This is a genomic window from Zobellia uliginosa (assembly GCF_900156625.1).
GTDB lineage: Bacteria > Bacteroidota > Bacteroidia > Flavobacteriales > Flavobacteriaceae > Zobellia > Zobellia uliginosa.
Genome location: NZ_FTOB01000008.1, coordinates 16,066 through 30,572, shown reverse-complemented (window position 1 = coordinate 30,572; position 14,507 = coordinate 16,066). Strand labels below are relative to the sequence as shown.

The window sequence follows — 14,507 nt, the reverse complement described above, 5'->3', positions numbered from 1 at the left end:
AAAACGTAGTATGCGCAAAGAAATCAATATCGAAACTTGGAACAGGAAAGACCACTTTGAGTTCTTTTCAAAATTTGACGAGCCCTTTCATGGCATTGCCACCAAATTAGATTGCACGGAAACCTATAAGGCCGCAAAGGCTAATGGTCATTCCTTTTTCTTGTCCTACTTGCACAAATCCTTGGTTGCCGTAAACAGAACGCTTGAATTCAGGTACCGGATCGTTGACGGCAAGTTGTACGAGTACGAGACCATTAATGCCTCGCCGACCATCAATAAAAAAAACGGCGCTTTTGGCTTTTCACACGTAAAGTATCGCGAGGACTTTGAAGATTTTCTTGCCTTGGCCCTACCGGCCATTGAAAAGGTGCAAAATTCAGACCGGCTTATGCCGCCCGAAGAATCGGGAGAGAATGTGGTGCACTGCTCGGCCATTCCTTGGGTCGATTTTACTTCGATTTCGCACGCCCGACACTACGCACGGCCCGATAGCTGTCCGAAAATTACTTTTGGAAAAATGACCGCCAAAGGCGACCGACTGTTTATGCCCGTTTCCGTTCATGTACACCATGCATTGGTAGACGGTTATCACGTAGCACAGTTTTTGGAGAAGTTTCAAAACTTAATGCTGGAATAACACCAAAACTTCGAGTACAATAAAAGGGCTACGGAAATATTCCGTAACCCTTTCAACTCAACTAACGTGCAACTCACTATAAACTTCGCCCCCTAGTAACCAGGGTTCTGCGGAAGTAAATTAGGATTCTTTTCTATTTCGGCCTGAGGAACAGGGAACAGATCAAACTTCTCTGAGTAGATGGTAACAGGCCTGTTGTCCACCGGAAAAGGCTCTAGTTCCATTTCCCCCGTTACAGGGTCGACATCCAGCACCTTCATTCCCGTAAAAACCTTATTGTTCAATACCTCTACGCCCATGCCCCATCGTTTAAGGTCCCAAAAACGGTGACCTTCCAAGGCCAATTCAATTTTGCGCTCGTGTACGATCCTATCGAACATATCAGCTTTTGAGAGTCCGGCGGGCAAGTCGGGCTGCCCCGCTCTTGTACGTACCCTGTTGATGGCATCATAGACCGACGCATCTGGACCTGCCACCTCATTTTGTGCTTCGGCATAGTTCAACAATACTTCTGCCAACCTCATCTCTATCCAACTTTGTTTGCTTTGTCCAAAATCAACACCAAAAGGCGCGCTTTGGTCCATAAATTTTCTGATGTAATAGCCGGTTATGGTATGTAGGCCGGTACGCAAAGGCGCATCTACCCCATCGGGAAAAAGCAAATCCATTTTCCTGCCCATAAAATCGGCTCCTTGATACAATATGGTAGCGTAGAACCTTGAATCCCTTCCTTCGTAAGGCTTTAAGGGATTATACCCAGATGCCGGATCCGTAATCGGCAGACCATTGGCCATTTCATAGCTGTCTACAAACTCTTGCGTAGGGTTACATTGCGAACCCCAATCGGCCCTATAACTGAAAGGCAGCATTACCTTATCCATCGAATGGCCCTTGTCGGTACCGTTAAAAAGCACTTCAAAAATAACCTCTGGATCTCCGCCATAGGTTTGAAACAAACCTTCATAATCTGAAGACAGGGTGTACCCGTTCCCGTCAATGACGGCCTTCGACAATTCTGCGGAACGTGCATAGTTTTTAGCAAACAGTTGGGCCCTTCCGTTAAAGGCCCATGCGGCCTCTTTTGTGGCCCTTCCGATTTCAGAATCGGGAAGTTCCGATACCGATGGCAAATCGGCGGCGGCAGCGGTAAACTCTTGATCGATATATTCGTAAATCTCATCTACCGGGGTTCTGGGCAACAATAATTCATCATCGATCGATTGCAACTCTTTGATCAAGGGTACGGCCCCATATCTTCGGGCCAGGTCAAAATATTGAAACGCCTTTACAAAACGGGCCTCTGCCGTAACCCTAGCCTTGACCTCATCTTCCAACTCGCTATCTTTAATATTGGCCAGAATGGTATTTGCCAAGTATATTCCCTTGTACAGGGTTTCCCAGTTGTCCAAAGGGTTATTGGTAGCATCCATCAAACCGGGACGAATCACCTTCCACGTTTCGATCCAAGCACTTTTGGTCATGGCTATATCGGTATTATTATCCAAGATGGAAGAAAAACCATAGGCATTGTTTCCCGGCTGATTGTCTTGCCCCCTTCCCGGGAAACCTACGGGCATATAATTATACAATCGATACAGAACAGATTCTACATAACCTTGGTCATTATAGACCACGTCTTCACTAATAATATCTAAGGGTTCTCTTTCTAAAAATCCGTCTTCACATGAAATTGCAAATGCAAAAATCACGACCAGGGACATATATATTTTTATCCTTTTCATTTTTTTAATTTTAAAAGTTTACACTAAAACCTAGGTTTACACGTCTCAACTGCGGATAGTAAAGCGAATTCCCACTTTTATTGGAAGGCCGTTCCGGATCATAGAAATCGTATTTAGAAAATGTCAAAAGGTTGTTTCCGGAAACAAAGAAGCGAATCGAATCAATTCCCAGTTTATCCATTACGGCATCGGGCAAATTGTAACCTACTTCTACATTTCTCAACTTTAAATACGATCCATCTATCATCCAAAAAGTAGAGGTACGCTCGTTATTCGGGGGCGTATTGAAATAAGCCCTAGGAAAAGTCGCATTCTCGTTTCCTTCCCTGTACGAATCCAAAACCCTTTCGCGAATGGCATTCGACCCTAGACTAAAGGCTCCGATATAGGCATAGCTGTTATAATCGGTAGCGCCCTGAAAACTGGCGTTCAAATCAAAGTTCTTGTAAGACATCGACAGGTTTAGGCCATATACGATCTCAGGAATAACGCTCTTACCAATTTGTTGGACATCAAAACCATCAATAACATCATCATTGTTAATATCTTTGTACTTGATATCACCCGTTTTAAGGGAGGCATTGCCTTGACCATCTTGGTCGGCCCATCCATCTATTTCTTCCTGTGATTTAAAAAGGCCCTCGGAAGTATATCCGTACAATTGATCAAAGGGTCGGCCTGTTTTTCGTATTCTATCCTCAACGTCATCGGGCTCATCGATAAAGATGACCTCACTGGTCGCCTTGGTCATGTTGGGCGATAGTTCAAACTTGAAATTTTCACCGATACGCCCCTTGTAGGTCAAGGCCAATTCAAAACCTTTGTTATCTACAATACCGAGGTTTTCTTTGGGCAAACTGGCGCCAAAGGTCTTTGGAATGGAAGCGTTTCTGGCAATCAAGATATCTTCGGTACGCTTACTGAAAATATCGAATTCACCCGAGAGACGGCCTTTCCAAAGGCTAAAATCCAATCCAAGGTTTTTGGCCGTTGCCGTTTCCCATGTGATGTTAGGATTGGGAATTCCCGTATCTTGAATACCGGGATTATACGCCCCCGAAGTGCCGATAACGGATCCAGACTTAAAGGTGTAGCCCGACAAGAATTGAAACGGCCCTACCCTATCGTTACCGAACTTACCCCATGAAGCCCTAAGCTTTAGGGTCTCTATGGCATCTACGCCCGATAAAAAACCTTCTTCTGAAATCTTCCAACCCACAGAGAAAGCGGGGAACGTACCCCATCTTTTGTCTTTTGGAAAGTTATAAGACCCATCATGCCTTACATTGGCCTGAAACAAATATTTATCCGCATAGCTATATGTTACACGTCCGATATAGCCTTGTCTTGCGCTTTCAGAGGCCTTTCCGTCAGAAGTCTGGCCCGTTGCCCCACCGGCAAATAACTGGTCAATAGAGGGTGAAACAAAACCTTGACGGCCTGCTTCTATATTTTTCCTTTCGTTATCGACCTTTTCATAAACGAACAGGGCCCCTAAATTATGCTTCCCAAACTCCCTATCATAATTCAAAAAAAACTGGGTGGTCTCTTGCACGATCTCATCATAGCCCTCGATCAATGTAATGTTCGAAATGCTATTGAACGGGGTATAGATATTATTGACCGGATCTGACACGTAGAAGGTATAAGGCTCCTTAAACTCTTTTTCATTTTTAAACGAATGGTCATAATTGTACTTGAAAGTAGTGGTCAACCCCTCAATAGGAATATCGTATTTCAATTTAAAATTACCTTGGAACACGTTCCAATTGGTTCTTTTATACCCTGAATGTATTGCCTCGCCAATAGGATTGATATTCACCCCGTTATAGCCTAATCCACCCGGTTCGACACTATCGGGCACATACGCCGGTGAGGTGGGTTGGGAATTCAAAAGTGAATTAAAGGGGGAATTACTTGAATCGCTTATGTTCTCTTTTCTTCCGGCCAAATCGATTCCGAGGGTAAACCGGTCGGTCAAATCAATATCTACGTTGGCCCTTACATTATATCTTTTAAAAGAAGAGGTTTCATACAATCCTTTTTGGTCGAGCATACCTAAACTGGTAAAATACCTGACCCTTTCGCCACCCCCACTTACGGTAATACCTTGTTGTTGGATCGGTGCCGATTTTCGGATTACCTCTCCCCACCAATCGGTACTGGGCAAAGTTCCATTTTGGTATTCCTGTACTTGTTCATCTGTAAAAGCCGGGTTATCACCACTGTTCAAACTGGCTTCATTAAAATACTGGGCAAATTCACCTGCGTTTAGCATTTCGGGTACCTGTACCGCAGATTGAAAACCAAAGGAACTGTTATAACTTATGCTTGGTGCCCCTAGTGCACCACGCTTTGTCGTTACCAAAACCACACCGTTAGCTGCACGTGCCCCATAAATGGCGGCCGAAGCGGCATCTTTCAATATGGTTATACTCTCTATGGCGTTCGGGTCGAGCCGATCAATACTGCGCTCCACTCCATCGACTAAAATAAGTGCGCTGTTGTTCCCAAAGGTACTTTTGCCCCGGATCAAAAATTCCCCTCCATCGTCACCGGGTTTGCCCGTTTCCTGTCGAGTAATGACCCCCGGCAATTTTCCCGATAGGTTTTGCGTCAAACTTGGGGTGGGCGCTATATTTACCTTTTCTCCCTTAACCACCGCTACCGCACCGGTCAAATCACTTTTCTTTTGGGTTCCGTAACCAATTACTACAACCTCGTCCAAAGATTCTGCATCTTCTTCCAAGGTTACATTGATGACGGTCTGTCCGTTCAAGGCAAGCTCTTTGGTCTTGAACCCCACATAACTGAACACCAATAAGGCATCGTCGGCAACATTGCTCAAGGCATAGTTTCCATCGAAATCAGCTTGGGCACCGTTATGGGTCCCTTTTACAATTACATTGGCCCCCGGCAAAGGCCCGTTACTATCGGAAACGGTTCCGCTCACCGAATTTTGGCCCATAACGGCCAAACTTGTCAAAAACAACATCATACAGAGCAAAGTCTTGCCATGTATGAAGGTCTTAAATTTAGGGTTGGTTTTTTTCATAATTATTGAGTTAAATAGTTTCTGATCCAAAGAACTACAACAACAAAATACTTGAGGTGGAAAATGAGGTTTAAAAAAGGGGGTAAATAAGGCAGCCCCATTTTTTCGTCATGACCGACCGCTGTCGTCCTTTGACCTATACCCTAGAATTTTGACCTTAGGCGCCATAGCCCAATTGCTACGTATCATTTCTCGATTGGATCAGCATTTCCCCCTATCGCCTCCTTTAATGTGCCATCCATTTCTTTTCTTGGGAAAAACATCATTACGGACACTATGATCAGAAAAGGAACACAGGTAAAATTGAAATGGGGATCGGGACAGGCCCAAGGCAAAGTGGAAGACACTTATACGAAATCGGTCACCCTAAAAATTGAAAATCATGATATTACCCGAAACGGCTCGACCGACAATAAAGCCCTCTTAATCAAACAGGAAGACGGCAGTGACGTATTGAAGCTCGAGAGCGAGGTTGAACGCATCGATTGATACGCTCTAAAACGAAACCCTGCTTTTTTTAGGATATTTAAAGTCATTTCAGGAAATTGCACATCAATTGACCTGATTATGGATAAACCCTTTATTGCCGACCAAACCTTTAAGGGAAGCGACCTTACCCAAAACAAACTGCCCAAAGGGGATTACGAAAACTGCACTTTTGAAGGTTGCGATTTTTCAGATGCCTACCTCGACAACCAAAATTTTATGGAATGCGAGTTTATCGACTGTAACCTCAGCAATGCCAACATTCGCCATACCACTTTTAAGGAGGTCTCTTTCTCCCATTGCAAAATGATGGGACTAAAATTTGAAGATTGCAATACCTTTCTCATCGGTTTTAGTTTCAACGATTGTACGCTCAACTATTCCTCATTCTTAGGACTCACTTTGAGCAAGCAACAATTTGTGGACTGTAAAATGATTCAAACCGACTTTACCGAGGCCCTTCTCAAAAATGCCATTTTCGACACATGCGATCTAGAAAATGCCATTTTCGACCGCACCGACCTGCAAAAAGCCGATTTTAGAACAGCCATCAACTTTAACATAGACCCCGAAAAAAACAATATCAAAAAAGCCCGCTTCTCAAAAGAGGGGCTCATTGGCCTCTTAAACAAATATGACCTATCAATAGAGCCTTGATATTTATATACGTTTAAAAACGGATAATTATGTATCTTACAATCCTATAAACCTTTAGACCATGCGCTATTTTATTTGTGCTTTCTTTTTTGTTGTAACGGCCGTACATGGCCAAAACACTATGACACTTCCGGAAGGCGCCGCGTCACCTAAAGCCATGTTAAAAGACATTTCCTGGATGCAAGGCCATTGGTCGGGCGAGGCCTTCGGAGGTATTACCGAAGAAATATGGGGTCCTCCTTTGGGAGGTTCCATGATGTTTTCCTTTAAGCTGGTATCGGACGGCCAAGTTGGTTTTTATGAACTGGGGCACATTCGCGAGCTCGACAACACCCTAGTATATGAACTCAAGCATTTTCATGGTGATTTAAAGGGATGGGAAGAGAAAGACGAAGTGCAATCGTTCAAATTGGTAAAAGTTGACGGTAAGCGTGTGTATTTTGAAGGATTTACCTTTGAAAAGGTAAGTAATGACGAAATCAATATTTACGCCCAAATCGGCAATGAAGATGGTTCTGCCGAAGAGGTAACCTTTAACTTTAAAAAAGAATAGGGTGAAAAAAAAATGTTTGGATTGTGGCCGGGAAATCATAGGCCGCGTCGACAAGAAATTCTGTTCCGATTATTGCCGAAACGCCTACCACAACAAGGCGAACAAAGACGCTAACAATCTCATTCGCAATACGAACAACCGTTTGCGAAAGAACTACCGAATTTTAGATAGCTTCCCCCTAAAAGACGGCAAGACCACTACCACCAAGGCAAAGTTGTTGGACAAAGGCTTCGATTTCGATTTTATCACCAACCTCTACACCACCAAAAAAGGCACGGTCTACTACTTTGTGTACGACTTGGGATACCTGCCACTCGACAACGATATCTATATGATCGTAAAGCGGGAATAAGCACTTCAGGGCCATACTACCATAAAAAAATGCTTTCCATAGGAAAGCACTCGTGTTCATTTATTGGCAATGCGTTTGGGGAGAACGTGACATTACCAATTGTGGCCTGTTAATTTCAGAGCGGCAATAACAATGTCCTTTCGGCTGATCTGACCGACCAAAATGCCGTCTTTCATAACCGGAAGCCTTCTTCTATTGTGCTTATCAAAGATGCTTGCGGCGTCAAAAATTGAGATATCATGGGGAATTGTCTCAACTTCCTTCGTCATAAACTTCTCTACACTTTTGTCTAGAATAGGCTGGTTGAAATACCGGCTTTCGGAAATCTGCTTCATACAGTCGGCCTCTGAGATAATGCCAACTAAAAAACCATTGTCATCCATGACAGGACCACCCGAGATGTTGTGCTTGGTAAACAGCTCCATAACCTCTAGAATAGACTGGTCAGGCTTAAATGTCACCAGTTTCTTGGTCATGTAGTCTGAAACCAATATGGGCGCCTCATACTCTTTCTTGACATCGACTTTTGCCCGAGGGCCTTGAAAACTTTTTATTCCCATATAGTATAGTTTTTATTGCCTAGCGGCAGATTAGGTTAATTACTAAAGATAATGAATTTTTTAATAAAATACTCAGTTATTCGACGTATTACCTATTGTATTATTCTTAATTTATACAAATTAATACCAATTTAAAAAAATACCCCCTTTCAAAAAAACCGAATTCCACTAGAATTTTATATTTAAAATTGAGAACTTTAACAAATGAGAAAATTCCCCGCTACCCTCTCCTTTCTACTTCTGGTCGCTGCCATCTATTGGGGGTTTCACACTTCAATGCCGGTGTACCACGAAGATAGTTCTGCAGCGGCATCGGCCTTTTCTACCGATCGCGCATTAAAACACGTAAAAGAACTCTCACGAGAGCCCCATGCCGTGGGTTTCCCCGCGCATAAAAAGGTCCAGGACCATATTGTTTCCGAATTGGAAAAAATGGGATTGCAAGCTTCCCTGCAAAACGATTATGCGGTCGGCGACTGGGGAAATATGAGCAAACCAGAAAACATTATCGCTAGAATAGAGGGAACCGAGAACGGCAAGGCCTTACTTCTACTTTCTCACTATGACAGCCATCCACACTCCTCTTTGGGCGCCAGTGATGCCGGTAGCGGCGTGGCAACTATTCTAGAAGGAGTACGCGCCTTTCTATCGGAAAAGCAAAAACCCAAAAACGACATCATTATATTGTTCACCGATGGGGAAGAACTGGGTCTGAACGGAGCTGACCTCTTTGTCAACCGGCACGAATGGGCGAAAGATGTGGGCCTTGTACTCAATTTCGAGGCCAGGGGAAGTGGAGGACCAAGCTATACCTTTATTGAAACCAATAGGGGCAACCAACATTTGATAAGTGGGTTTATCAGGGCCAATCCCGAATACCCCATGGCAAACTCCCTATATTACAGCATCTACAAAATGCTTCCGAACGATACCGATCTAACCATTTTTAGGGAAGACCGCGATATCCAAGGGTTCAACTTTGCCTTTATCGACGATCACTTTGATTATCACACCGCCCAGGATGCCTACGAACGCCTGGACAAAAAAACATTGGCCCACCAAGGTAGTTACCTAATCCCCTTACTAAAGCATTTTAGCCAAGCCGACCTCAGCCAACTGCAAAGTCCCAATGACTACGTTTACTTCAACATGCCCCTTTTCGGTGTTATTTCCTATCCCTTTGATTGGATCTGGCCCATGTTCCTATTGGCCATTCTTTCCTTTATTGGTCTTCTAGTATACGGGTTTAGAAAAAAGGCCTTGACACTGAAGGGTATTTTTGCCGGTTTTGTCCCCTTGCTTTTTTCCGTCATTACCAATGGCCTTGTCGGGTATTTCAGCTGGCCCGTGTTAAAATGGGCATACCCCGAATACAAGGATATGCTGCACGGCTTTACGTATAACGGCTACGCCTATATTTTGGCCTTTGCCTGTCTTGCCATAGCCATTTGTTTTGGCATTTACCATAAGTTCAAAAAACTGGCAACGGCCGACTTGCTCGTGGCCCCTTTAGTGTTATGGTTGGTAATCTGTGGGCTTATGGCCCAGTATTTGCCAGGGGCAAGCTTTTTTATCGTACCCGTATTCGCCCTTCTCGCCGCGGGCTATGTAAGCACAAACCAAAAGGCTCCCGATGTGCTGCCCTTGCTGTTTTTAAGTTTACCGGCCGTATGGCTGTACGCTCCCTTGGTCAAAGGCTTCCCTGTGGGACTCGGCCTTAAGATGTTGGTGGGCTGTACCTTGTTGGTCACCCTTACCTTTTTTCTATTACTACCCCTATTTGCCAAGTACCGACATAAAAAGAAATGGGCCTATTTGGGACTGCTCATTTTTATCGGAGCTATGGCCTACGCCCATATACACTCAGGCTTCGATGCAGAAAACGGTAAACCGAGCAGTCTGGTCTACATTCTAGATACGGATAGTCAAACGGCTCAATGGGCCAGTTACGACCAAGTACCCATTACGTGGAACGAAGCTTTTTTAGGGGAAGGGAATAACAGTATCGAAAAACTGAACCAACATACCATCGGAAGTAAGTACAACACCGTATTTACGCGGTCTGCAAATGCCCCTTTGAAAACTATCGAAGGCCCGAATATAGAAACCTTAAAAGATACGCTCATCGGAAACGACCGAAAGTTAATACTATGCGTTACCCCAAAACGCCACGTAAACCGGCTTGATGTCTTTACCAAAACGTCGAATTTCAAAAAGGTCAAGGTCAATCAACTTGAGCTATCGCCTTTTTACCTCAACCAACGGAAATCGACAAAGCTGGTTACCCATTACATCACTGACGACGCCTATACCGAACTTGAAATCACCCTCCCAAAAGACAGTGTTCTCGAGCTTACATTTTACGAAGCGTCAAACGATCTTCTGACCCACCCACTCTTTGAAGTACCGGAACGGCCTGAAAACAGTATCCCTATGCCCTTTGTACTCAATGATGCCATCATAACCACAAAAACAATCAGATTTGAATAATACCATAGCCATTATGGGCTGCGGCTGGCTCGGCCTGCCCTTGGCCAAAACCTTTATATCAAAAGGGTATCGCGTAAAGGGAAGCACCACTTCGGAAAGCAAGCTCGACGCTTTATCCGGCCAAGGAATCGAGGCTTTTCAGATTTCTCTTTCCGAGACCGCAATCACCGGGGACATCCATTCGTTTTTAAGCAATACCGATGTGCTCATCTTGAACGTCCCCCCTAAGCTTCGGGGCGGCAATAGTGAAAACTACGTTCAAAAAATGAAATTGGTACACGATGCCATCTTAGCATCTACCATCAAAAATGTCATTTTCGTGAGCAGCACCTCGGTATATGGTGATATAGATGGTGAAGTAACCGAAAAGACCCCTCCCCGGCCTTCCACCGAATCGGGCCGACAGCTCTTGGAATGTGAACGGCTCTTTCAAAATGAGGAAGAATTCAAAACCACGGTCATCAGGTTCGGAGGCTTGATCGGACCAAATAGGCATCCGGTCACCATGCTTTCCAAACGAAAAAATTTAAAGAACGGCAAGGCCCCTATCAACCTCATACATTTAAACGACTGCATAGAAATCATACTTCAAATAGTTACGAAAAACTGGTGGGCAGAATTGTTCAATGCCGTCTTCCCGTATCATCCTACAAAAATTGAGTACTATACCTTACAAGCACACAAAAACCGAATTCAACCCCCTGAATATGATAATGATACAAGGGCCAAGGGAAAGCTAATTCACTCGCAAACCCTTACAAATGTTAAGAAATTCAAATTTACTACAACGTTGTAGATTCGTTTCACAACAGCTCCGGCACGTTTCACAACAAACTCGATCAATAGTTGTTAACACCCCCTGCATTTCGTCGATTTAAGACTAACTTTGGAATCTAAATTAAAACTATTTGCCATGGAAAATTCAGGTTTAAGAAGCCAGATTTTGATTGAAATCAAAAATCTAATCGCTTCGAGCTGTACCAAGCAAAAAGTTCCCCAAAAAATGAAAGACTTGCATGTAGCGCTATTAAAACATCATTACAATGCAGTTCATGTGTCTATCGATTACCATAGACGAAGGGTTGAAATGGACATTGTCATGGATGACAATGATTATGATCCCAAAAAAGTGAATCTTAGTATTCCAACATTGTCGACCAATCTGTGGTATAAGCATCTATACGACTTCTTGGAGTCATGTATAGATAAAGAACCAAAAAGTATTGCTTTTTACGCCATGCTTTTAAAATCGTACAGAAGCAACGAGCTTTCGTTGGTTGCGTAGTACAACATGTAAAACTATATAAAAAAGGTGCCTAAACGGCGCCTTTTTTTATACCCAAAACTCCATTATGCTTTTATTCACAGCTACATACCGATAATATTCTTAATTTTGCCCACCTGAAGAAAATTAAAGAACCATAAATAAGGAAACATGAAGAAGATTATCGCCGTTTTGCTTTTGAGCATCGGTTTTTCAGCAACAGCACAAACGAAAAGCGACTTACAGAAACACTATGAGGCCTTTTATAATGAAATGAGGCTCCAAGGTGATGTAAACGGGGTAATCAACGCGCTAACCCATCTAAATGTCATTTCGCCCTCTAAGGAGCGCAAAGACACCTTGGCCTTTGTGTATGCGAACAACAATCAACATATGCAGGCCTTGAATACCATCGGTATTGAAAAAGAGGCCTCCGATTCTGACATGGCCGTACAAGTGAAGGCCATATCACTAAAGGCCCTTAACCAACCCAAACGTGCCTTAGAGCAGTTTGAAGAACTTTTTAAGCGAACCCCAAACCCATATTTGGCCTATGAACTGGCCGATCTTAAAATCCAGACCGGCGACCTTGCCTCTGCCACCATCAATATCGATTACGGCATAGCCAATGCCAAAGACGATATGAAGTATGCCTTTTACGAAAGACAACAACCTTATGAGGTCCCTTTAAAAGCGGCCTTTTTACATTTAAAGGCGCTTACCATATTTGACAATAACAAAGACAACATAGATGCAGCCATAGCAAAAATAGACGAAGCCCTTGCCCTTGACCCAAATTTCAATTTGGCCAGTTTAAGCAAGCAGGCTCTTGAATCTAGAAGAAACTCACCTGCAGAAGCAGATAAAAAGGAGTAACTTTTACATAACCTTACCTTGTGCCGCGTACTGCAAATTGCAGTACGCGGCACTTTTTTATAGGCATTAGCCCATTCCTGTGATTCCCTTGATGTTTTATCAATGATGGAGGAAACGGTACCATAGAATAAAATAGTACCGGACAGCACCTATATAAACCCCAGTTCACCGCATCGGGTCAAGGTATATTGCAACTAAGCGCCTTAGCCATACCATTCCCATGCGGCCTATCCCTCTTGCTGTAAGTGATTTTTTTAGAAGTCTAGGATCAACTCGGTATCCAAGGTATTGTTTACAACCACATTGAACTGGTTTCTAAAAGCGTTGTAGGCTTCGATCATTTGAACAACCGATTCCTCTGGGTCGGTTCTATAAAACAAATCGCCCTTTACTTTTAGCGCATAGGTCTTGAAAACCTTTTGCCGGCTTTTCACCTGTGGAACATTGAACGCTTCGGGATAGGTGGATTCTTCCAACTCATTTTGTTTGGCGACCAGGTTCTCGATCACCAAGTTCAGGTCGTCACGGTTGGCCACCGTATAGAGGGCATCAAAACTGGTTTCGAGTGCGGCAAACTCCGCCCAATCTTTCAAAATGGCTTCGGCCTTGGGTTTTACCGCTAGCTTTTTGTCCCAGTTCTCGGTATTTATCTCATAGTTTTCGGTATTCTCAGCCGTCGATTCCTGTTTCTCTTCCTTGCAGGAAAGAAACAAAACCAACATCGCACTAAAAAAGAAGATTCTTTTCATAAAGCGAATGTACAAATTTTAAGAAACGCTATCTTTATTACACAACTCATTTAACGCCACATTAATGCAAAAATCCATTCTGATCATAGGTGCTTGTGGTCAAATAGGCACAGAGCTCACATTGGCCCTTCGTGACAAATTTGGCAAGGAAAACACAATTGCCAGTGACATTCGCGAGGGGAGTAAAAACCTAATGGATTCTGGACCTTTCGAGGTTTTAGACGCTACCGATTACAACGCCCTTGAAGAAATTGTGGCCTACTACGACATCAACGAGGTCTACTTGATGGCGGCCATGTTGAGCGCCACGGCAGAAAAATTTCCGATGCGCGCCTGGAACCTGAACATGAATTCACTTTTTAACGTACTCAACTTGGGTAAGGAGAAGAAAGTAAACAAAATATTCTGGCCTTCAAGTATTGCCGTTTTCGGGCCCAATACCCCAAAGGAACATACCTTGCAAAGCACCATAATGGACCCCAGTACCGTGTACGGTATCAGCAAACAATCAGGTGAACGCTGGTGTGAATACTACCACTATAAATTTGGGGTCGATGTGCGTAGTATACGTTATCCCGGACTTATCAGTTGGAAGACCATGCCTGGAGGAGGCACCACCGATTATGCGGTGGAAATTTCCCATAAGGCCTTGTCGGAAGGGGCATATACCTGCTTTTTAAAGGAAGATACCGAATTGCCCATGATGTTTGTGGACGATGCCATAAGGGCGACATTACAACTCATGGAAGCCGATAAGGAAAACATAAAAGTGCGCGCTTCATACAATTTAGCGGCTATGAGCTTTAACCCGGCTCAAATAGCGGAGCAAATCAAAAAGCACATCAAGGATTTCAAAATATCGTACAAGCCCGATTTTCGCCAGGCGATTGCCGATTCATGGCCTAGTAGCATTAACGATTCAAAAGCCCGTAACGATTGGGGCTGGCAAGCCCGTTTCGATCTTTAAAGCACTACGAAAGAAATGTTGGAAAATTTGGCTCCCTAAGACAAAAATTCCAACAATCTAACGCAGAAATCCGAATGCTCAAATAAAATTCCAAGCCCACGAAATAATACAGGAGCTAT

14 protein-coding genes are annotated in these 14,507 nt (G+C 43.7%); 10 read left to right on the top strand and 4 right to left on the bottom strand.

Annotation, left to right across the window (positions count from 1 at the left end):
* The first annotated feature begins 10 nt into the window (after positions 1-10).
* Positions 11-637 carry a chloramphenicol acetyltransferase gene (locus BW980_RS19485; protein ID WP_076456838.1) on the top strand — a complete coding sequence of 209 codons (627 nt, stop codon included), beginning with the start codon at positions 11-13 and terminating at the stop codon, positions 635-637.
* A 92-nt stretch (positions 638-729) separates the two neighbouring features.
* On the opposite strand, the gene BW980_RS19480 is transcribed toward BW980_RS19485, so the two are convergent.
* Entirely contained in the window at positions 730-2,379 is a 1,650-nt protein-coding gene (locus BW980_RS19480) for a RagB/SusD family nutrient uptake outer membrane protein (protein ID WP_083690552.1), read from the bottom strand.
* Between the two features lie 10 nt (positions 2,380-2,389).
* Positions 2,390-5,434 carry a SusC/RagA family TonB-linked outer membrane protein gene (locus BW980_RS19475; protein WP_076456836.1) on the bottom strand — a complete coding sequence of 1,015 codons (3,045 nt, stop codon included), beginning with the start codon at positions 5,432-5,434 and terminating at the stop codon, positions 2,390-2,392.
* A 276-nt stretch (positions 5,435-5,710) separates the two neighbouring features.
* Here BW980_RS19475 and BW980_RS19470 point away from each other — a divergent pair, with 276 nt between their 5' ends.
* The 4 genes from BW980_RS19470 (at position 5,711) to BW980_RS19455 (ending at position 7,482) form a co-directional block, all read left to right on the top strand.
* On the top strand, positions 5,711-5,923 hold the full coding sequence (locus BW980_RS19470) for a hypervirulence associated TUDOR domain-containing protein (protein ID WP_076456835.1): 213 nt from the start codon (positions 5,711-5,713) through the stop codon (positions 5,921-5,923).
* A gap of 78 nt (positions 5,924-6,001) precedes the next feature.
* The gene (locus BW980_RS19465) at positions 6,002-6,577 is read left to right on the top strand and encodes a pentapeptide repeat-containing protein (protein ID WP_076456834.1); all 576 of its coding nucleotides are present in this window, start codon (positions 6,002-6,004) and stop codon (positions 6,575-6,577) included.
* Positions 6,578-6,638: 61 nt separating this feature from the next.
* The gene (locus tag BW980_RS19460) at positions 6,639-7,130 is read left to right on the top strand and encodes a DUF6265 family protein (RefSeq protein ID WP_076456833.1); all 492 of its coding nucleotides are present in this window, start codon (positions 6,639-6,641) and stop codon (positions 7,128-7,130) included.
* Position 7,131: 1 nt separating this feature from the next.
* Positions 7,132-7,482 carry a hypothetical protein gene (locus BW980_RS19455; protein ID WP_076456832.1) on the top strand — a complete coding sequence of 117 codons (351 nt, stop codon included), beginning with the start codon at positions 7,132-7,134 and terminating at the stop codon, positions 7,480-7,482.
* A gap of 92 nt (positions 7,483-7,574) precedes the next feature.
* On the opposite strand, the gene BW980_RS19450 is transcribed toward BW980_RS19455, so the two are convergent.
* Positions 7,575-8,042, bottom strand: a complete 468-nt coding sequence (locus BW980_RS19450; RefSeq protein ID WP_076456831.1) for a CBS domain-containing protein — start codon at positions 8,040-8,042, stop codon at positions 7,575-7,577.
* Between the two features lie 204 nt (positions 8,043-8,246).
* Between BW980_RS19450 and BW980_RS19445 the strand changes: the two genes are divergently transcribed.
* The 4 genes from BW980_RS19445 (at position 8,247) to BW980_RS19430 (ending at position 12,672) form a co-directional block, all read left to right on the top strand.
* Complete coding sequence (locus BW980_RS19445; protein WP_076456830.1) at positions 8,247-10,532, top strand: M20/M25/M40 family metallo-hydrolase; 2,286 nt, start codon at positions 8,247-8,249, stop codon at positions 10,530-10,532.
* Entirely contained in the window at positions 10,525-11,328 is an 804-nt protein-coding gene (locus BW980_RS19440; RefSeq protein WP_076456829.1) for an SDR family oxidoreductase, read from the top strand. The genes BW980_RS19445 and BW980_RS19440 overlap by 8 nt, the downstream gene beginning before the upstream one ends.
* Before the next feature lie 117 nt (positions 11,329-11,445).
* Positions 11,446-11,817, top strand: a complete 372-nt coding sequence (locus tag BW980_RS19435) for a hypothetical protein (protein ID WP_076456828.1) — start codon at positions 11,446-11,448, stop codon at positions 11,815-11,817.
* 150 nt (positions 11,818-11,967) lie between these two features.
* Positions 11,968-12,672 carry a hypothetical protein gene (locus tag BW980_RS19430; RefSeq protein WP_076456827.1) on the top strand — a complete coding sequence of 235 codons (705 nt, stop codon included), beginning with the start codon at positions 11,968-11,970 and terminating at the stop codon, positions 12,670-12,672.
* Between the two features lie 254 nt (positions 12,673-12,926).
* Here BW980_RS19430 and BW980_RS19425 read toward each other — a convergent pair whose 3' ends face one another.
* The gene (locus BW980_RS19425; protein WP_076456826.1) at positions 12,927-13,421 is read right to left on the bottom strand and encodes a hypothetical protein; all 495 of its coding nucleotides are present in this window, start codon (positions 13,419-13,421) and stop codon (positions 12,927-12,929) included.
* A 64-nt stretch (positions 13,422-13,485) separates the two neighbouring features.
* On the opposite strand from BW980_RS19425, the gene BW980_RS19420 reads away from it, so the two are divergent.
* Positions 13,486-14,388, top strand: a complete 903-nt coding sequence (locus BW980_RS19420) for an NAD-dependent epimerase/dehydratase family protein (RefSeq protein WP_076456825.1) — start codon at positions 13,486-13,488, stop codon at positions 14,386-14,388.
* The last annotated feature ends 119 nt before the right edge of the window (positions 14,389-14,507 follow it).